At 62.1% G+C, this 17,719-nt stretch carries 22 protein-coding genes; 17 read left to right on the forward strand and 5 right to left on the reverse strand.

The window, feature by feature from the left end; translation table 11 throughout:
* Positions 1-50 precede the first annotated feature (50 nt).
* Both LOY35_RS08205 and LOY35_RS08210 read left to right on the forward strand, forming a co-directional pair.
* Entirely contained in the window at positions 51-536 is a 486-nt protein-coding gene (locus LOY35_RS08205) for a chemotaxis protein CheW (RefSeq protein WP_024778681.1), read from the forward strand.
* Positions 537-929 (forward strand): DUF2802 domain-containing protein, encoded by a 393-nt coding sequence (locus tag LOY35_RS08210; protein ID WP_258631886.1) that lies wholly within the window; start codon positions 537-539, stop codon positions 927-929. It abuts the gene before it with no gap.
* 94 nt (positions 930-1,023) lie between these two features.
* Here the strand turns inward: LOY35_RS08210 and LOY35_RS08215 are convergent, their stop codons facing one another.
* Positions 1,024-1,353 carry an EscU/YscU/HrcU family type III secretion system export apparatus switch protein gene (locus LOY35_RS08215; RefSeq protein ID WP_258631887.1) on the reverse strand — a complete coding sequence of 110 codons (330 nt, stop codon included), beginning with the start codon at positions 1,351-1,353 and terminating at the stop codon, positions 1,024-1,026.
* Positions 1,350-2,921 (reverse strand): flagellar hook-length control protein FliK, encoded by a 1,572-nt coding sequence (locus LOY35_RS08220; protein WP_258631888.1) that lies wholly within the window; start codon positions 2,919-2,921, stop codon positions 1,350-1,352. The genes LOY35_RS08215 and LOY35_RS08220 overlap by 4 nt, the downstream gene beginning before the upstream one ends.
* Positions 2,922-3,119: 198 nt before the next feature.
* Here LOY35_RS08220 and ccmA point away from each other — a divergent pair, with 198 nt between their 5' ends.
* The 12 genes from ccmA to LOY35_RS08280 all read left to right on the forward strand — a co-directional run bounded on the left by ccmA (position 3,120) and on the right by LOY35_RS08280 (position 14,057).
* Complete coding sequence (ccmA, locus tag LOY35_RS08225; protein ID WP_258631889.1) at positions 3,120-3,755, forward strand: cytochrome c biogenesis heme-transporting ATPase CcmA; 636 nt, start codon at positions 3,120-3,122, stop codon at positions 3,753-3,755.
* Entirely contained in the window at positions 3,752-4,420 is a 669-nt protein-coding gene (ccmB, locus tag LOY35_RS08230; protein ID WP_003183957.1) for a heme exporter protein CcmB, read from the forward strand. The genes ccmA and ccmB overlap by 4 nt, the downstream gene beginning before the upstream one ends.
* Positions 4,421-4,514: 94 nt before the next feature.
* Positions 4,515-5,270 (forward strand): heme ABC transporter permease, encoded by a 756-nt coding sequence (locus LOY35_RS08235; RefSeq protein ID WP_047701622.1) that lies wholly within the window; start codon positions 4,515-4,517, stop codon positions 5,268-5,270.
* Positions 5,267-5,443: a heme exporter protein CcmD gene (ccmD, locus tag LOY35_RS08240; protein WP_042729135.1), complete on the forward strand. Its 177-nt coding sequence runs from the start codon at positions 5,267-5,269 to the stop codon at positions 5,441-5,443. Before LOY35_RS08235 ends, ccmD begins: the two co-directional genes overlap by 4 nt.
* Positions 5,440-5,895: a cytochrome c maturation protein CcmE gene (gene ccmE, locus LOY35_RS08245; protein WP_024778689.1), complete on the forward strand. Its 456-nt coding sequence runs from the start codon at positions 5,440-5,442 to the stop codon at positions 5,893-5,895. The genes ccmD and ccmE overlap by 4 nt, the downstream gene beginning before the upstream one ends.
* A gap of 3 nt (positions 5,896-5,898) precedes the next feature.
* Entirely contained in the window at positions 5,899-7,887 is a 1,989-nt protein-coding gene (locus tag LOY35_RS08250; RefSeq protein ID WP_258631890.1) for a heme lyase CcmF/NrfE family subunit, read from the forward strand.
* Entirely contained in the window at positions 7,884-8,420 is a 537-nt protein-coding gene (locus LOY35_RS08255) for a DsbE family thiol:disulfide interchange protein (RefSeq protein WP_258631891.1), read from the forward strand. The genes LOY35_RS08250 and LOY35_RS08255 overlap by 4 nt, the downstream gene beginning before the upstream one ends.
* Complete coding sequence (locus tag LOY35_RS08260; RefSeq protein ID WP_258631892.1) at positions 8,417-8,890, forward strand: cytochrome c-type biogenesis protein; 474 nt, start codon at positions 8,417-8,419, stop codon at positions 8,888-8,890. The genes LOY35_RS08255 and LOY35_RS08260 overlap by 4 nt, the downstream gene beginning before the upstream one ends.
* Positions 8,883-10,085 carry a c-type cytochrome biogenesis protein CcmI gene (gene ccmI / locus LOY35_RS08265; protein ID WP_258631893.1) on the forward strand — a complete coding sequence of 401 codons (1,203 nt, stop codon included), beginning with the start codon at positions 8,883-8,885 and terminating at the stop codon, positions 10,083-10,085. The genes LOY35_RS08260 and ccmI overlap by 8 nt, the downstream gene beginning before the upstream one ends.
* Positions 10,086-10,099: 14 nt before the next feature.
* Positions 10,100-10,507, forward strand: a complete 408-nt coding sequence (locus LOY35_RS08270; RefSeq protein ID WP_258631894.1) for a hypothetical protein — start codon at positions 10,100-10,102, stop codon at positions 10,505-10,507.
* A 190-nt stretch (positions 10,508-10,697) separates the two neighbouring features.
* Entirely contained in the window at positions 10,698-11,573 is an 876-nt protein-coding gene (speE, locus tag LOY35_RS08275) for a polyamine aminopropyltransferase (RefSeq protein WP_258631895.1), read from the forward strand.
* 390 nt (positions 11,574-11,963) lie between these two features.
* Complete coding sequence (locus tag LOY35_RS08280; RefSeq protein ID WP_258631896.1) at positions 11,964-14,057, forward strand: LTA synthase family protein; 2,094 nt, start codon at positions 11,964-11,966, stop codon at positions 14,055-14,057.
* Between the two features lie 55 nt (positions 14,058-14,112).
* Here LOY35_RS08280 and LOY35_RS08285 read toward each other — a convergent pair whose 3' ends face one another.
* Entirely contained in the window at positions 14,113-14,265 is a 153-nt protein-coding gene (locus tag LOY35_RS08285) for a DUF3309 family protein (protein ID WP_018606531.1), read from the reverse strand.
* Between the two features lie 273 nt (positions 14,266-14,538).
* Between LOY35_RS08285 and LOY35_RS08290 the strand changes: the two genes are divergently transcribed.
* From LOY35_RS08290 to csrA, 3 genes are all read left to right on the forward strand, one after another.
* Positions 14,539-15,354 (forward strand): SDR family oxidoreductase, encoded by an 816-nt coding sequence (locus tag LOY35_RS08290; RefSeq protein WP_258631897.1) that lies wholly within the window; start codon positions 14,539-14,541, stop codon positions 15,352-15,354.
* Between the two features lie 57 nt (positions 15,355-15,411).
* Complete coding sequence (locus LOY35_RS08295) at positions 15,412-15,744, forward strand: YnfA family protein (RefSeq protein WP_258631898.1); 333 nt, start codon at positions 15,412-15,414, stop codon at positions 15,742-15,744.
* Positions 15,745-15,894: 150 nt separating this feature from the next.
* A complete protein-coding gene (gene csrA / locus LOY35_RS08300) occupies positions 15,895-16,083 on the forward strand; it encodes a carbon storage regulator CsrA (RefSeq protein ID WP_055128366.1) in 189 nt (62 codons plus the stop codon).
* Here the strand turns inward: csrA and LOY35_RS08305 are convergent, their stop codons facing one another.
* Together LOY35_RS08305 and LOY35_RS08310 are read right to left on the reverse strand one after the other, a co-directional pair.
* Positions 16,084-16,311 carry a YheU family protein gene (locus LOY35_RS08305; protein WP_024778700.1) on the reverse strand — a complete coding sequence of 76 codons (228 nt, stop codon included), beginning with the start codon at positions 16,309-16,311 and terminating at the stop codon, positions 16,084-16,086. It lies immediately after the preceding gene.
* A gap of 186 nt (positions 16,312-16,497) precedes the next feature.
* On the reverse strand, positions 16,498-17,688 hold the full coding sequence (locus LOY35_RS08310) for an osmoprotectant NAGGN system M42 family peptidase (RefSeq protein WP_408981192.1): 1,191 nt from the start codon (positions 17,686-17,688) through the stop codon (positions 16,498-16,500).
* Positions 17,689-17,719 lie beyond the last annotated feature (31 nt).

Below are 17,719 nucleotides of genomic sequence, written 5' to 3' on the forward strand. Positions count from 1 at the left end.
GTCACGGCGCAGAACACACCGCCACAGGCGGTTTTTCGAGGGGTCAGGGTATGAATGATAAGGCGTCGTCTCTCAAGGGTTCCGAAGATCCGATCCTGCAATGGGTCACCTTCAAACTCGATAACGAAACCTACGGCATCAACGTGATGCGCGTGCAGGAAGTGCTGCGCTATACCGAGATTGCCCCGGTGCCGGGTGCGCCAAGCTACGTGCTGGGTATCATCAACCTGCGTGGCAACGTGGTCACGGTGATCGACACCCGCCAGCGTTTTGGCCTGAACTCCACCGAGGTCAACGACAACACCCGTATCGTGATCATCGAGGCCGACAAGCAAGTGGTCGGGATCCTGGTCGACAGCGTTGCCGAAGTGGTTTACTTGCGTCAGTCGGAAATCGAAACCGCGCCTAACGTCGGTAACGAAGAATCGGCCAAGTTCATCCAGGGCGTCTGCAACAAGAACAACGAGTTGCTGATCCTGGTCGAACTGGAAAAAATGATGAGCGAAGAAGAGTGGTCGGAACTGGAGAGTATCTGATTGATTCTTGAGGTAGCAGTCATTGTCCTGTTCCTTTTCTGGGCAGGCACGCTGGCGATATTCCTGGCGTACATACGTAGCCAGCGGCAGATCGCCGCTCAGCAGGCCCAGGGCGATGCGCTGCGCGATCAGCGCATCAAGGACCTGGCCAAGCGTGTCGACGATTACCAGAACGGTACCGTGCGCATGGGTGAAGCCATCCATGAGCTGCGTGCCGTGCTCAGCCCGTTGCCGGACAAACTGGCCCAACTGGAACAGCGCGACCCCTCGAGCCTGTCCTTCGCCCAAGCCGCGCGGCTGGTGGGCATGGGCGCCAGTATCGACGAACTGACCCAGGCCTGCGGCTTGACCCAGGCCGAGGCGGAGTTGATGAGCAAGTTGCACAGGGGCTGATCATCGGTTCCAGTCAAGGATCAAAACGCCCTGGAACCTGTGGGAGCAAGCTTTGCTCCCACAGCCTTCTTCGCTGCAGCCATGTGGCGTGGAATCAGTAATCCTCCCCGCGCTCCGTCACATCCTTCTCGACACTCGGTGCGTGCGGGTCGAACCCCTTGGGGAATTTGCCCTTGAGTTTCCAGGCAAAGGCAATGATCTCGGCGATGGTGAGATATAACTCCTGCGGAATGCTCTCCCCCAACTCCAGCCGGGCCAGGAGCTTCACCAGTTCGGCATTCTCATAGATCGGCACTTCACTGTCCCGGGCGATCCGCAGGATTTCCTCGGCCAGGGCTTCGTCGCCCTTGGCGGTGAGGGTGGGGGCATGATGACCGTCGTATTTGAGGGCGATGGCCTGGCGTGGTTCGGTATGGGTTGTCATGCGGTTTCGTCCACCCAGCGTTGTTCGAGTCGGGTCTTGGGGCCTTTAGGCGGGATGCCGACATGGCAGTCCAGGTCTGCAACGTTCACGCCGCAGGTCACCAGGCGCTCGCGCAGTGCCGTCAGGTTGCGTTCGATCAGGTTCGCCGTGTAGGGCCGTTCCGCCCACAACTGGCTGGACAGGCTGCCGCTGAGCAATTGCGCCTGGACCTGCAGGGGCCCCAGCGGCTCCAGGTCGAATGCCAGCTCGACCCGCCAGAGCTGCTGTTTGGCTTCGTGTTCTTCCCGGCGCTCGTCGGGTTGCTCCCGGGGCGGGGTTTCCTCTCGCTGGAATTTGACCTGCAATGGCACGATGTCTTGCAAGTTGCGCATCGGGATTTCCAGTTGCCAGGTGCTCATCAACCGACCATCGTCGGTCAGGCCGGTTTGCTCCAGGCTCGACAGCTGATGGCTTTGCAGGCGCGACACGGCGGCAGCGGCGAGGCGCAGCAGGTGTTCCAGGTCGCCCTCACCGTCATGGCCCTTGAGCAGGCGCGAAGGTAGGGGAAAACCGGTGGGTTGCGGCTTGGCGCTGACCTGGCCGAGGGTACCGAGGGCGTTGCGCACGAAGCTGGGCAAGGCCTGGGCCAGGGTGTTGGCGGCGATGACTGCGCCGAGATTGGTGGACGCGGGCAGGGTCGTGGTCAGTTGAGCGATCAACTTCAGCAGGTCACCCTTGAGGTCCGCAGCCACGCTCGGAGGTTGTCCGGCCAGCAGTTTGCTTTCCAGGAATACACCGCTGGCAGCCAAGGCCTGGGCCAGGCCCTTGGGCGTGCTCAATTGCTGCACATCCGGCAGATTGGCCAGCAGGCGCGTCACCGCGGCACGTAACTCGACGCCGGTCTCATCCGTGGCGGGCAACGCCTGCAGGGCGCTGATCAGGCTGTCCAACGAGCCCTGGCGACTCACCTGGGTCACCAGTTGCTGGCTCACCGCCAGTTGTTCCTGGCGGTTGCTCAGCGGAATGAATTTCAACGTCTGGGCGTCTTGCACCTGGGCACTCAACAGCGTGCCGATACGCAGCGGCCGGGGGCTATCGATATCCAGGGTGCTGCCGGCCTGGGCGGTGTTGAGCAGGCTCACCAGCGACCGATACACCGCCGGTTGCCCCGGCAACTGCGGCAACGCCTGGCTGGTAACCACCTTGCCTTGCAGCAGGGTGCCGACCGGCAGCTGCGTGGTGTCGATCCGGGTCAGGGTCGCAACGCTGGAGGCTACGGCCTGTTGTACGGCGATCGCCAGGTTACTGGCGGACGGCTGGGTCACCGCCAGGCTGGTGCCTTGTGGCAACGGCTGGGCGCTGGTGGCCTGCACCGTGGTCTGCCGACCGCTTTCCAGGGTGACCTTGAGCAATAGCTGGAAAGTCTGGTCCGCCTGCTTGAGCGACAGCACTTCGGCATTGGCCGTCTGGCCGGCAGCGATCAGGCCTTCGACCGGCGTCAGCAATTTGAGCAGCTCGCCACCGACCGCCGGCGTACGTGTCGTTGCCGTGGGCTGGGGCAGCGGCTGGATGTTCATGTCGCCTGTCATCTGCGGTCTTACCCTGGAACTAATTGAGAACGCCCCTTGGGGGCATGGCATGTATAATGCCGCCCGTCTTTCAGGGCGTGGCGAAAACCTTGCAATTGTTTGACGCAGCTCTGTGGAACAGGCCATCAATGCATCTATGCTGCATCTCTTTAACGGCCGCTGCACCGCCGACTTAAACCGTATAAGGCCCGCGATCCCTTGACCAGTCCTCTCTTGCAAACTGTCGGCCTCGCCTGTGAGCGAGACTTGCGGCTGCTTTTCGAACACCTCGAATTGAGACTCTCGCCTGGCGATATGGTGCAAGTCAGTGGCCCCAACGGCAGCGGCAAGACCAGCCTGCTGCGGCTGTTGGCCGGGTTGATGCAGCCGACCGCCGGCCAGGTGTTGCTCAACGGCCAGCCCTTGCAGGACCAGCGTAGCGAGCTGGCCCGCAACCTGCTCTGGATCGGCCACGCCGCCGGGATCAAGGATCTGCTGACTCCCGAGGAAAACCTCAGTTGGCTTTGTGCACTGCATCGGCCCGCCGGCCGCGAGGCGATCTGGCAGGCGTTGGCCACGGTGGGGTTGCGCGGCTTCGAAGACGTGCCGTGCCATACCTTGTCCGCCGGTCAGCAGCGCCGCGTGGCCCTGGCCCGGCTGTACCTGGACAGCCCGCCGCTGTGGATTCTCGACGAACCCTTCACCGCCCTGGACAAGCAGGGCGTGGCGCAGCTCGAGGAACACCTGGCCAGGCATTGCGAGGGCGGAGGCACGGTGCTGTTGACCACCCACCACACCCTGGCCCGGATGCCGTCCGGTTATCGCAGCATTGATCTGGGGACCTGGGCCGTATGAGTGTCTTTGGCCTGCTGCTTGCCCGCGAGGCACGCCTGTTGTTCCGCCGTCCGGCCGAACTGGCCAACCCGCTGGTGTTCTTCGCGATCGTCATTGCGCTGTTTCCGCTGGCGGTTGGACCGGAGACTCAATTGTTGCAAACCTTGTCGCCAGGACTGGTCTGGGTAGCAGCGCTTTTGTCGGTCCTGCTCTCGCTGGACGGGCTTTTCCGCAGTGATTTCGAAGACGGTTCCCTGGAACAGTGGGTCCTTTCGTCGCACCCCCTGGCCCTTCTGGTTTTGGCCAAGGTACTGGCACACTGGGTTTTTTCCGGCCTGGCGCTGGTCTTGCTCTCGCCGTTGCTGGCGATGATGCTGGGGTTGCCCGCCGCGTGCATGCCGGTGCTGCTGGTTTCGCTGCTGCTGGGTACACCGGTGCTGAGCCTGCTCGGGGCGGTAGGGGCGGCGTTGACGGTGGGCTTGAAGCGCGGCGGCCTGTTGCTGGCGTTGTTGATCTTGCCGCTGTATATCCCGGTGTTGATTCTCGGCAGTGGCGCCTTGCAAGCCGCCTTGCAGGGCATGCCGGCGACCGGTTATCTGCTCTGGCTGGGAAGCCTGACTGCCCTGGCGATAACCCTGACACCCTTTGCAATAGCTGCTGGCCTGAAGATCAGCGTCGGCGAATAATAATGAGGCCTGGTCAAAAAACGACCACTTCCTGTGAAGTTAAGGCAGACCCGGCGGCGCGTGACAGCGCGCCGCAACCGTGATGGAAACAGCAATGAACTGGACCTGGTTTCATAAGCTCGGCTCACCCAAATGGTTCTACGGCATCAGCGGCAAATTATTGCCCTGGCTGAGCATCGCCGCACTGCTGCTGATTGGCATCGGCGTGGTCTGGGGCCTGGCGTTCGCGCCGCCGGATTATCAACAGGGCAACAGCTTCCGCATCATCTACATCCATGTGCCCACGGCGATGCTGGCCCAGTCCATCTACGTCATGCTGGCGGTGTGCGGCGTGGTCGGGCTGGTCTGGAAGATGAAGCTGGCCGACGTGGCCCTGCAATGCGCCGCGCCCATCGGCGCCTGGATGACCGCCGTGGCATTGGTCACCGGGGCCATCTGGGGCAAACCGACCTGGGGTTCGTGGTGGGTCTGGGATGCCCGCCTGACGTCGATGCTGATCCTGCTGTTCCTGTACTTCGGTCTTATTGCGCTGGGCAATGCCATCAGTAATCGTGAGAGCGCCGCCAAGGCCTGCGCGGTACTGGCGATCGTTGGCGTGATCAACATCCCGATCATCAAGTACTCGGTGGAGTGGTGGAACACCCTGCATCAGGGCGCGACATTCACCCTCACGGAAAAACCGGCGATGCCGGTGGAAATGTGGCTGCCGTTGCTGCTGACCGCCTTGGGTTTCTACTGTTTCTTCGGCGCGGTGCTGTTGCTGCGCATGCGCCTGGAAGTGCTCAAGCGCGAAGCCCGGGCCAGTTGGGTGAAGGCCGAAGTACAGAACAGCCTGGAGGCCGCTCGATGAGTTTCGCTTCATTCGGCGATTTCCTCGCCATGGGCCATCATGGCCTGTATGTCTGGTCGGCCTATGGCATCTGCCTGGCGGTGCTGGCCCTCAACGTGGCGGTGCCGATCCTGGCCCGCAAGCGGTATCTGCAACAAGAGGCGCGTCGTCTGCGCCGGGAGAACGGTCAGTGAATCCGCTGCGCAAAAAACGTCTTGTCATCATCCTGGCGATCCTGGTGGGGGTCGGTGCCGCGGTCGGCCTGGCCTTGAGCGCCCTGCAGCAAAATATCAACCTGTTCTACACCCCGACCCAGATCGCCAATGGCGAGGCGCCCAAGGACACCCGTATCCGGGCGGGCGGCATGGTGGAGAAGGGCTCCCTGGTACGTTCCGGGGATTCGCTGGACGTGAAATTCAACGTCACCGATTTCAACAAGACCGTGACCATCACTTATCGTGGCATCCTTCCGGACCTGTTCCGTGAAGGACAGGGCATCGTCGCCCTGGGCAAGCTCAACGCCGATGGCGTGGTGGTGGCCGACGAAGTGCTGGCCAAGCACGACGAAAAATACATGCCGCCGGAAGTGACCAAGGCTCTGAAAGACAGTGGTCAGTCGGCGCCCGCTCCCGTGAAGGAGGGCTGATCGATGAACACTGGCATCTTTATTCCCGAGCTGGGTCACCTGGCGATGATCCTGGCCCTGTGCCTGGCCCTGGTGCAGGCCGTGGTGCCGCTGCTCGGTGCCTGGCGCGGCGACCGCCTGTGGATGAGCCTGGCCCAGCCGGCGGCGTGGGGACAGTTCGCCTTCATGGTGTTCGCCTTCGGTTGCCTGACCTACGCCTTCATGACCGATGATTTTTCCGTGGCTTATGTCGCGAGCAACTCCAACAGCGCCTTGCCCTGGTACTACAAGTTCAGTGCGGTGTGGGGCGCCCATGAAGGGTCGCTGCTGCTCTGGGCCTTGATTCTCGCCGGCTGGACTTTCGCCGTCTCGGTGTTCTCCCGGCAGTTGCCCCAGGTGATGCTCGCCCGGGTGCTGGCGGTAATGGGCATGATCAGCACCGGTTTCCTGCTGTTCCTGATCGTTACGTCCAACCCGTTCGCGCGGATCCTGCCGCAGATGCCGATGGATGGCCGCGACCTCAATCCGCTGCTGCAGGACATCGGCCTGATCGTTCACCCGCCGATGCTCTACATGGGCTACGTCGGTTTTTCCGTGGCGTTTGCCTTTGCCATCGCCGCGCTGCTGGGCGGTCGCCTCGATGCCGCCTGGGCCCGCTGGTCACGTCCATGGACCATCGTCGCCTGGGCCTTCCTCGGTATCGGCATCACCCTCGGTTCGTGGTGGGCCTATTACGAGCTGGGCTGGGGCGGCTGGTGGTTCTGGGATCCGGTGGAAAACGCCTCGTTCATGCCTTGGCTGGTGGGCACCGCACTGATTCACTCCCTGGCGGTCACGGAAAAGCGCGGCGTATTCAAGAGCTGGACCGTGCTGCTGGCGATCGCCGCGTTCTCCCTGAGCCTGCTGGGAACCTTCCTGGTGCGTTCCGGCGTGCTGACGTCGGTGCATGCCTTTGCCTCGGACCCCGAGCGTGGGGTGTTCATCCTGATGTTCCTGCTGTTCGTGGTCGGCGGTTCACTGACGCTGTTCGCCTTGCGGGCACCCGTGGTCAAGAGTCAGGTTGGTTTCAACCTCTGGTCCCGGGAGACGCTGCTGCTGGGCAACAACCTGGTGCTGGTGGTGGCCGCGTCGATGATCCTGCTGGGAACGTTGTACCCGCTGGTGCTCGATGCGCTCTCCGGGGCCAAGCTGTCGGTCGGGCCGCCGTACTTCAATGCGCTGTTCATCCCGCTGATGGCGATCCTGATGGTGGTGATGGCCGTCGGCGTGCTGGTGCGCTGGAAAGACACGCCGGTCAAATGGCTGCTGGGCATGCTGACGCCGGTGCTGCTGGGCACCGCCGCCCTGGCCGTGGTGGCCGGGATCGCTTATGGCGACTTCAACTGGGCCGTGCTGGCGACCTTTGTGCTGGCCGCCTGGGTATTGCTGGCCGGTGTACGGGACATTTTCGACAAGACCCGTCACAAGGGCCTGGTCAAGGGCCTGCCAACCCTGACCCGCAGCTACTGGGGCATGCAGATCGCCCACCTGGGTATCGCCGTCTGTGCCCTGGGCGTGGTGCTATCGAGCCAGAACAGCGCCGAACGCGACCTGCGCCTGGCGCCGGGAGAGTCCATGGACCTGGGCGGGTACCAGTTTGTTTTCGAGGGGGCCAAGCATTTCGAAGGGCCGAACTTCACGTCCGATAAAGGCACCGTGCGGGTTATTCGTGACGGCCAGGAAGTGACGGTGCTGCATCCCGAGAAGCGCCTTTACACCGTACAGAACTCGGTGATGACCGAAGCCGGGATCGATGCCGGTTTCACCCGCGATCTCTATGTGGCATTGGGCGAGTCCCTGGGCGACGGCGCCTGGGCGGTGCGGGTACACGTCAAGCCGTTCGTGCGCTGGATCTGGTTCGGTGGTCTGTTGACCGGACTGGGCGGGGGGCTGGCGGCGCTGGATCGGCGTTATCGGGTCAAGGTGAAAACCCGGGTGCGCGAAGCCCTGGGCGTGACGGGAGCCACTGCATGAGACGTTGGTTGATGGTATTGCCGCTGGCGCTGTTCCTGGTGGTGGCGGTCTTTCTGTACCGGGGGCTTTTCCTGGACCCGTCCGAGTTGCCCTCGGCGATGATCGGCAAGCCGTTCCCGGAGTTCACCCTGCCGTCGGTGCAGGGCGACAAGACGCTGACCCGGGCCGACCTGCTGGGCAAGCCGGCGCTGGTCAACGTTTGGGGCACCTGGTGCATTTCCTGCCGGGTTGAGCATCCGGTGCTGAATAAACTGGCCGAGAAAGGCGTGGTGATCTACGGCGTCAATTACAAGGACGTCAACGTCGATGCCTTGAAATGGCTCGCCGAGTTCCACAACCCCTATCAGCTGGACATTCGTGATGAAGAAGGCTCCCTGGGCCTGAACCTGGGGGTCTACGGGGCTCCGGAAACCTTCTTCATCGACGCCAAGGGCGTGATCCGTGACAAGTTCGTCGGTGTGATCGACGAGCAGGTCTGGCGGGAGAAACTGGCTGGCAAATACCAGGCACTGGTGGACGAGGCCAAGCCATGAAGCGCTGGTTAGCCGCCGTCGTCCTGGGGTTGAGTCTCGCGGGCGTGGCCCATGCCGCCATCGACACCTACGAATTCGCCAACGAAGGCGAGCGCGAGCGGTTTCGCGAACTGACCAAGGAACTGCGCTGCCCCAAGTGCCAGAACCAGGACATCGCCGACTCCAATGCCCCGATTGCCGCCGACCTGCGCAAGGAAATCTTCCGCATGCTCGGCGAGGGCAAGGACAACCAGCAGATCATCGACTTCATGGTGGATCGCTACGGTGAGTTCGTGCGCTACAACCCGGCCCTGACCTCCAAGACCGCGCTGCTCTGGTTCGGCCCCGCCGGGTTGTTGCTCGGCGGCTTCGTCGTCATCGCGCTGATCGTGCGCCGCCGCCGGGTACAGCGCACCGCCGCCCCGGACACGCTTTCCGTCGAGGAGCGCCAGCGCCTCGACCAACTGTTGGATAACACCAAGCATGATTGATTTCTGGCTCGCCGCAGGTCTGCTTCTCCTGATTGCCCTGAGTTTCCTGTTGATCCCCGTGCTGCGGGTCCGTCGCGCCCAACGGGAGGAGGACCGAACCGCGCTCAATGTGGCGCTGTACCAGGAACGTGTCGCCGAGTTGCAGGCCGAGCAGGCGGAGGGTGTGCTCAATGCCGCGCAACTGGACACGGGCCGCGCCGAAGCCGCCCGGGAACTGCTCGCCGATACCGAGGGCGCCGAGGCGCCGCGCGAATCGCGCATGGGCAAGCCACTGCCGTTGCTTGCCGCCGTGCTGGTGCCGGTGTTGGGCCTGGGCTTGTACTTGCACTTCGGCGCGAGCGACAAGGTCGAACTGACCCGTGAATTCGCCCAGGCACCGCAATCGATGGAAGAAATGACCCAGCGCCTGGAGAGGGCGGTGGCGGCACAGCCGGATTCCGCCGAGGGCTTGTATTTCCTCGGGCGTACCTACATGGCCCAGGATCGGCCGGCGGATGCGGCGAAGATCTTCGAGCGCACCGTGGCGCTGGCGGGTCGGCAGCCCGAACTGCTGGGGCAATGGGCCCAGGCGCAGTATTTTGCCGATGGCAAGAAATGGTCGGACAAGGTCCAGGCCTTGACCGATGAGGCTCTGAAGCTCGATCCCAAGGAAGTCACCAGCTTGGGCCTGTTGGGCATCGCTGCGTTTGAAGGCGAGCGGTATCAGGACGCGATCGATTACTGGGGGCGCCTGCTGGCGCAACTGCCGGAGGGCGACAAATCCCGCGAGGCGCTGCAAGGCGGCATTGCCCGGGCCACCGAGAAGCTGCAAGCCAGCGGCGGCAAGGTGGCTCAGGCTCCGGCGGTCAAGGCCGGCGCATTGCTTAAGGTTCGTGTCGACCTGGCGCCTGCACTCAAGGCCAAGGTGCAGCCGGGCGATAGCGTATTCATCTTTGCCCGTGCCGTTTCCGGCCCGCCTGCGCCATTGGCGGCCAAGCGCCTGACAGTCGCCGACCTGCCCGTCAGCGTCGAGCTGGGGGACGCGGATGCGATGATGCCGCAACTGAAACTGTCGAACTTCCCTGAAGTCCAACTGGTGGCGCGTATCTCCCGGGCCGGGCAACCGACTTCCGGTGAGTGGATCGGCCGCAGCCAGCCCCTGGCCAGCAGCACCACGACGCCGCAACAACTGACCATCGACAGCCCGGACCAATGACAGGAATTTGCACCATGACCGCCATCGCTCGTATCACTCTGCTGACACTCGTTCTGGGGTTGAGCGCTTGTGCGGTCCATCGTCCGCCGGAGCCCTCGACGCCGCTGCCACCCATTCCGCCTTCGACGCCGACCACCAAACCGGTGCCGTCCACCGCGCCGGGCAAACCGGTCACCCCGAACAAACCGGCCAAGCCGTTGCCGCGCACGTCCGCCAGTTTCGCCCCACCGCCTGGGGGCAACAGCCACTGGGACGCCAAGCTCGGGGTCTATGTACTGGATAACCAGCCCAACACCTTTTACCGCCAGCGCACCTACTATCGCTGGAACAACGGCTGGAGCCGCTCCGTCAGCCCGAACGGGCCTTGGGAAGACACCACCATCGAAGGCGTACCAGGGGGCTTGGGGCGCCAGTTCCACTAGAGAGTGCTTGCTCCTCCGACCTGTAGGAGCTGCCGAAGGCTGCGATCTTTTCGCTCCGAGACTCAATTGTCCGGGGAAAGATCGCAGCCTCGCTTCGCTCGACAGCTCCTGCATCTCTCCTACAAGGTTCGACCTGTCATCCCCATCGTCGTAGAATGCGCGCCTTTGTGAGCTATCGGAGCACCTGACCATGACGACCACCCCGGCCGGCGACTACCTGGAAACCCTCTACGAAGGCTATGGCCAACGTTTCCGGATGGACAAGCTGCTGCACGAAGTGCGTACCGAACACCAGCACCTGGTGATTTTCGAAAACCCGCGCATGGGCCGGGTGATGGCGCTCGATGGCGTGATCCAGACCACCGAGGCCGATGAGTTCATCTACCACGAAATGCTCACCCACGTGCCCATCCTCGCCCACGGCAAGGCCAAGCGTGTGCTGATCATCGGTGGCGGTGATGGCGGCATGTTGCGTGAAGTCACCAAGCACCTGGGCGTCGAGCACATCACCATGGTGGAGATCGACGGCACCGTGGTGGACATGTGCAAGGAGTTCCTGCCCAACCATTCCAAAGGCGCCTACGACGATCCGCGACTGAACCTGGTGATCGACGACGGCATGCGCTTCGTTTCCAGCACCCAGGAGAAGTTCGACGTCATCATTTCCGACTCCACCGACCCGATCGGCCCGGGTGAAGTGTTGTTCTCGGAAAATTTCTACCAGGCTTGCCATCGCTGCCTGAACGACGGCGGCATCCTGGTGACCCAGAACGGCACGCCGTTCATGCAGCTGGGCGAAGTGCAGACCACCGCCGGCCGGCTGCGTGGCCTGTTTGCCGACTGGCACTTCTACCAGGCAGCCGTGCCGACCTACATCGGCGGCGCCATGACTTTCGCCTGGGGTTCGACCGACAGCGCTTACCGCAAACTCTCCCGTGAAACCCTGCACGAGCGGTTCATTGGCAGTGGCATCGTCACCCGTTACTACAACCCCGAGATTCATCTCGGTGCGTTTGCGATGCCGCAGTATGTGTTGCAGGCGATCAACAAGCCGAGTAACGACTGATTTGGTTGGGGCTTTTTGTGGCGAGGGGATTTATCCCCGCTGGGCTGCGAAGCAGCCCCACCAATTGCAACTCGGTGTGTCAGGTTGATTGAGTTGTTTGGAATGGGGCTGCTGTGCAGCCCAGCGGGGATAAATCCACTCGCCACAATCGGGTTCGGCCTCATGTTGGGGGCCGGCATTTTGTGTTTCCAGATATTCATTGAACGAATTTTTCACAAAATCTTGCGGACAATCCTCGCGCCGTTATTGCCGCCGGTTATTTAATGGCAATGCCGTAGCCGTTCGTGCAACATCTGCGCTCTTGCGCAACCCCCGGGCCAGGCTTTGGCCAGCGGAGGGTGCGCCTTTGTACTTTTTGTCACTCCAACTCCAATAGGGTCCTCAAACGACATGGCAATCCCGGACGCCCTGAGTCAGCAGCGAAGCACCCATCGCCTGCTGCAACCGACCGTCAAATCGCACCTGGCCTACACATTGCTCTGCGCCCTGGTGATGATGGTGATGTTCAGCCTGCTGCGTGTGGCGCTGCTGGTCTATAACCGCCAAATGATCCTCGATACACCGGCCTCGACTTTCGTTGAAGCCTTCGCCAATGGCCTGCGTTTTGACCTGCGCCTGGTGGTCTACCTCAGCATTCCGCTGCTGCTGGCGCTGTTCAGCGTCCGCGCCATGGCGGCCCGCGGCTTCTTTCGTTTCTGGCTGACCGTCACCTCCAGCATTGCGCTGTTCCTGGGCCTGATGGAGATGGACTTTTATCGTGAGTTCCACCAGCGCCTCAACGGCCTGGTCTTCCAATACGTGAAGGAAGATCCGAAAACCGTGATGAGCATGCTCTGGTACGGATTCCCGGTGGTGCGCTACCTGTTGGCCTGGGCCGGCGGCACCATCATCCTGAGCCTGGCGTTCAAGGGCGCGGACCGTGCAACCCGCCCGCGCGGCCCGTTCAGCGGCGGCAGCATCGGCACCCGCCAGATCGCCCCGTGGTACGGCCGGGTGGCGGTGTTCGTCGTCTGCCTGCTGGTGGCGGTGGCCGCGGCGCGTGGCACCTTGCGTCAAGGCCCGCCGCTGCGTTGGGGTGACGTCTATACCACCGATTCGAACTTCGCCAACCAGCTGGGCCTCAATGGCACGCTGTCGCTGGTGGCGGCGGCCAAGAGCCGCATGTCCGAAGACCGTGACAACATCTGGAAAGCCACCCTCGAGCAGCCACTGGCACAGCAGACCGTGCGTGACATGCTGGTATTGCCCGACGACAAGCTTGTGGATACCGCCACTGCTGCCGTGCGCCGCGATTACACGCCGCCAGCCGACAAGACCCTGCCGATCAAGAACGTGGTCGTGATCCTCATGGAAAGCATGGCCGGTCACTCGGTAGGCGCCCTGGGCGCACCGGGCAACATCACGCCTTACCTGGACAAGCTCTCCAAGGAAGGCCTGTTGTTCGACCGCTTCTTCTCCAACGGCACCCATACCCACCAGGGCATGTTCGCCACCATGGCGTGCTTCCCGAACCTGCCCGGCTTCGAATACCTGATGCAGACGCCGGAAGGCAGCCACAAGCTGTCGGGCCTGCCCCAGCTGCTCAGCGCCCGTGACTACGACGATGTGTATGTCTACAACGGCGATTTCGCCTGGGACAACCAGTCGGGTTTCTTCAGCAACCAGGGCATGACCAACTTCATCGGGCGAAACGACTTCGTCAACCCGGTGTTTTCCGATCCGACCTGGGGCGTGTCCGACCAGGACATGTTCGACCGTGGCCTGATCGAACTCAAGGCGCGGGAAAACGGCAAGCCGTTCTATGCCTTGCTGCAAACCCTGTCCAACCACACGCCGTATGCGTTGCCGACACCGCTGCCGGTAGAGCGGGTCACCGACCGCGGCAGCCTGAACGAACACCTGACCGCCATGCGCTACTCGGACTGGGCGCTGGGCCAGTTTTTCGAGAAGGCACGCAAGGAGCCTTACTTCAAGGAAACGTTGTTCGTTGTGGTTGGCGACCATGGTTTCGGTAACGAACGCCAGATCACCGAGATGGACCTGGGCCGCTTCAACGTGCCGATGTTGTTGATCGGTCCGGGTGTCCAGGAAAAATTCGGCCAGCGTAACCACACCGTGGGTACCCAGGTCGACATCGTCCCCACCATCATGGGGCGGATCGGCGGACAGGTGCGCCATCAGTGCTGGGGCCGTGACCTGTTGAACCTGCCACAGGGCGATACCGGTTTCGGTGTGATCAAGCCGTCGGGCAGTGATCAGACTACGGCGATCATCCAGGGCGACCGGATCCTGGTACTGCCCAAGGAAAAGGAAATGGGGCCGAAGATGTTCCGCTATGAACTGGGGGCCAACCCGCGTGCGGAAGTCATCCCGGACGCACCGGATAGCGCCCAGATGAAGCTCAAGCTTGAGTCTTTCCTGCAAACCGCCACCAAGAGCCTGCTGGATAACACCGCTGGTGTGTTGGATGGAAAGCCGGACTGATGATCGGCAAATAAAAAAGAGGCCTTGAAAAAGGCCTCTTTTTTTTGCCATTGATTTATATCTTGCCCAGTAACAGCAGTATCAACAGCACTACCAACACTACGCCGATGATGCCGGACGGGCCGTAACCCCAACTTCTGGAGTGCGGGAAGACCGGCAGGCCGCCGATCAGCAGGAGGATCAGGATAATGATGAGTATTGTGCCCATTGTTGATTTCCTTATTGGTCAGTTTTGGAGTGATACAACTTTCAACTGCCAGCACGCTGCATTAAATCCGGGCGGCTTAATAAGTCCGACCGTAACGTCCTGTAAAAAATTCAAAGTTTTTTGGTGCCTGAACGGCCGGGCCACAAAAGCATCCCCTCAATCAAAACCCTTTGTGGTTTGCCCCCGCCATTCAGCAATCTGATGGAGCGTGGGCACCGCTGGCTCCTTCGCTACACTCGGCCCATCTCTCCCGGAACAACAAGGCTGTTTCCTATGCAAAATCGCATGATGATCACCGGTGCCGGCTCGGGCCTGGGCCGCGAAATCGCGCTGCGCTGGGCCCGCGAAGGCTGGCGCCTGGCGTTGTCGGATGTCAGTGAGCCAGGCCTCCAGGAAACCCTCAGGCTGGTGCGCGATGCCGGCGCCGACGGCTTTGTCCAGCGCTGCGATGTGCGTGATTACAGTCAGCTGACGGCGTTCGCCCAGGCCTGCGAAGAAAAACTCGGCGGCATCGACATCATCGTCAACAACGCCGGCGTGGCCTCGGGCGGTTTCTTCAGTGAATTGTCGCTGGAGGACTGGGACTGGCAGATTGCGATCAACCTGATGGGGGTGGTCAAGGGTTGCAAGGCGTTCCTGCCGTTGCTGGAAAAGAGCCGCGGCAAGATCGTCAACATCGCTTCCATGGCGGCGCTGATGCAGGGGCCAGCGATGAGCAACTACAACGTCGCCAAGGCTGGCGTGGTGGCGTTGTCGGAAAGCCTGCTGGTCGAACTGGCGCAGCAGGAGATCGACGTGCATGTGGTGTGTCCGTCTTTCTTCCAGACCAACCTGCTGGACTCCTTCCGTGGTCCGACCCCGGCCATGAAGGTCCAAGTGGGCAAGTTGCTGGAAAGTTCGCCCATCACCGCCGCCGACATCGCAGACTACATCTTCCAGCAGGTCGCCCAGGGTGAGTTCATGATCCTGCCCCACGAACAGGGACGCATGGCCTGGGCGATGAAGCAGAAGAACCCGCGGTTGCTGTACGACGAAATGACCGTCATGGCCGACAAGATGCGCGCCAAGGCCCGACAGAACCCAACTTGACCTTGCTATGCGGTGTCCTCAGGATGGCGCCATCCGGCCTTCCTGATGGACACCTGCATGCTCAACTATCTGTGGTTCTTTCTCGCCGCGCTGTTCGAAATCGCGGGCTGCTACGCATTCTGGATGTGGTTGCGCCAGGGCAAGAGCGCCTGGTGGATCGCACCGGCATTGCTCAGCCTCACCCTGTTCGCCCTGTTGCTGACCCGCGTTGAAGCGACCTATGCCGGTCGTGCCTACGCCGCCTATGGCGGTATCTACATCATCGCCTCCATCGCCTGGCTGGCCGTGGTGGAGCGGGTGCGACCACTGGGGTCCGACTGGATCGGCGTGGCGCTGTGCATGCTGGGCGCCAGTGTGATTCTGTTCGGCCCTCGTTTCTCTGGGCCTTGAAAACGGCGTGGTCCGACCCGTTTTTGCAGGAAGTTTCCTTCAGTTCCCAGAGTCTTGTTTGTAGGGGTTTACTGAATTCTTGCCCGCGTCTTGTGAACAGGAAACAGGCCGGGCATGGTCAAGGTCCAGACCTTCTTAAGGACAAGAACCATGCTCGTACTCAGCCGTGCCGTGGGTGAACTGATTTCCATCGGTGATGATATTTCCGTTCGTGTGCTGTCGGTCAGCGGCACCACCGTGCGGTTTGGCGTGGAAGCGCCGCGGCACATCGATGTTCATCGCTTCGAGATATACGAAAAGATCCAGAGAAAGAAGAATCAGGTTGCCCGCAAGGCGTGATCAGTCAAACAGGTGCTTGGGCACGTCATGCTTGAGCATCAATTGACATTGCTCGCTCTCCGGATCGAAGACGATCATCGCCTGGCCCTTGGTCAAAGCCTGCCTGACCCGTAGCACACGGGTTTCCAGGGGCGTGTCGTCACCGTTGTCGGTGCCGTCGCGGGTCACGAAGTCCTCGATCAGGCGAGTGAGCGTGTCGACTTCGAGTTGGTCGTGGGGGATCAGCATGGGGGACCTCGGCTGGACAATGTCGCAGATGCTACGGCCTATGGGCCTTTGCGGCTAGCCTTGGATTGCGGTGGCTGTTCCAGCCCCATCGCGAGCAGGCTCGTTCCCACAGTGGATCTACGCCATGCGCCCCTGTGGGAGCGAGCCTGCTCGCGATGGCAACCTCCCGGACGGTGAGACCCTCTGTCAGTTACCCGAACGCTGGCCCACCAGGCTATCCACCGAAGGCACCCGGGTGTCGCTTTCCATCTGCGTATCGTGTTCGATCTGGTGGCTGAAGCGGTCCAGTGAACCCTGGGCCGGTTGCGCATCGCTGGCGAATACCGGCGGGCTGAGGATGTAGGCACCGAGCAACCGACTGAGGGCGGCCAGGCTGTCGATATGGGTGCGTTCGTAGCCATGGGTGGCATCGCAGCCGAAGGCCAGCAGGGCGGTGCGGATGTCGTGACCGGCAGTGACGGCCGAGTGGGCGTCGCTGAAGTAGTAGCGGAACAGATCGCGCCGTGCCGGCAGTTCGTTCTCCTTGGCCAGTTTCAGCAAATGCCGTGACAGGTGATAGTCGTAGGGCCCACCGGAGTCCTGCATCGCCACGCTCACGGCGTGTTCGCTGGAGTGCTGGCCGGGTGCGACCGGGGCGATGTCGATGCCGACGAACTCGCTGACATCCCAGGGCAGCGCGGCGGCCGCGCCACTGCCGGTTTCCTCGGTGATGGTGAACAATGGGTGGCAGTCGATCAGCAGCTCTTCGCCGCTGTCGACAATCGCCTTGAGCGCCGCCAGCAACGCCGCGACCCCGGCCTTGTCGTCCAGGTGACGGGCGCTGATGTGGCCGCTCTCGGTGAATTCCGGCAAGGGGTCGAAGGCGACGTAATCGCCGACGCCCACCCCCAGGGTTTCGCAGTCGGCACGGGTGGCGCAGTACGCGTCCAGGCGCAATTCGATGTGATCCCAACTGATGGGCATTTCATCCACGGCGGTGTTGAAGGCGTGCCCGGACGCCATCAAGGGCAACACGCTGCCGCGGATCACGCCGGTGTCGGTGAACAGGCTGACCCGGCTGCCTTCGGCAAACCGGCTGGACCAGCAGCCTACCGGCGCCAGGGTCAGGCGGCCGTTGTCCTTGATGGCCCGCACGGTGGCGCCAATGGTGTCCAGGTGGGCCGATACGGCCCGGTCGGGGCTGTTCTTGCGACCCTTGAGGGTGGCGCGGATCGTACCGCGACGGGTCATTTCGAAAGGTATACCCAACTCTTCGAGGCGTTCGGCGACATAGCGCACGATGGTGTCAGTGAAGCCGGTCGGGCTGGGGATGGCGAGCATTTCCAGCAGGACTTTTTGCAGGTATTCGAGATTCGGTTCGGGGATTTTGCTGATCATGGAAACTCCTCTCGGAACAGTTAAGTGGGTC

Source organism: Pseudomonas sp. B21-028, assembly GCF_024749045.1.
Classification (GTDB): Bacteria; Pseudomonadota; Gammaproteobacteria; order Pseudomonadales; family Pseudomonadaceae; genus Aquipseudomonas.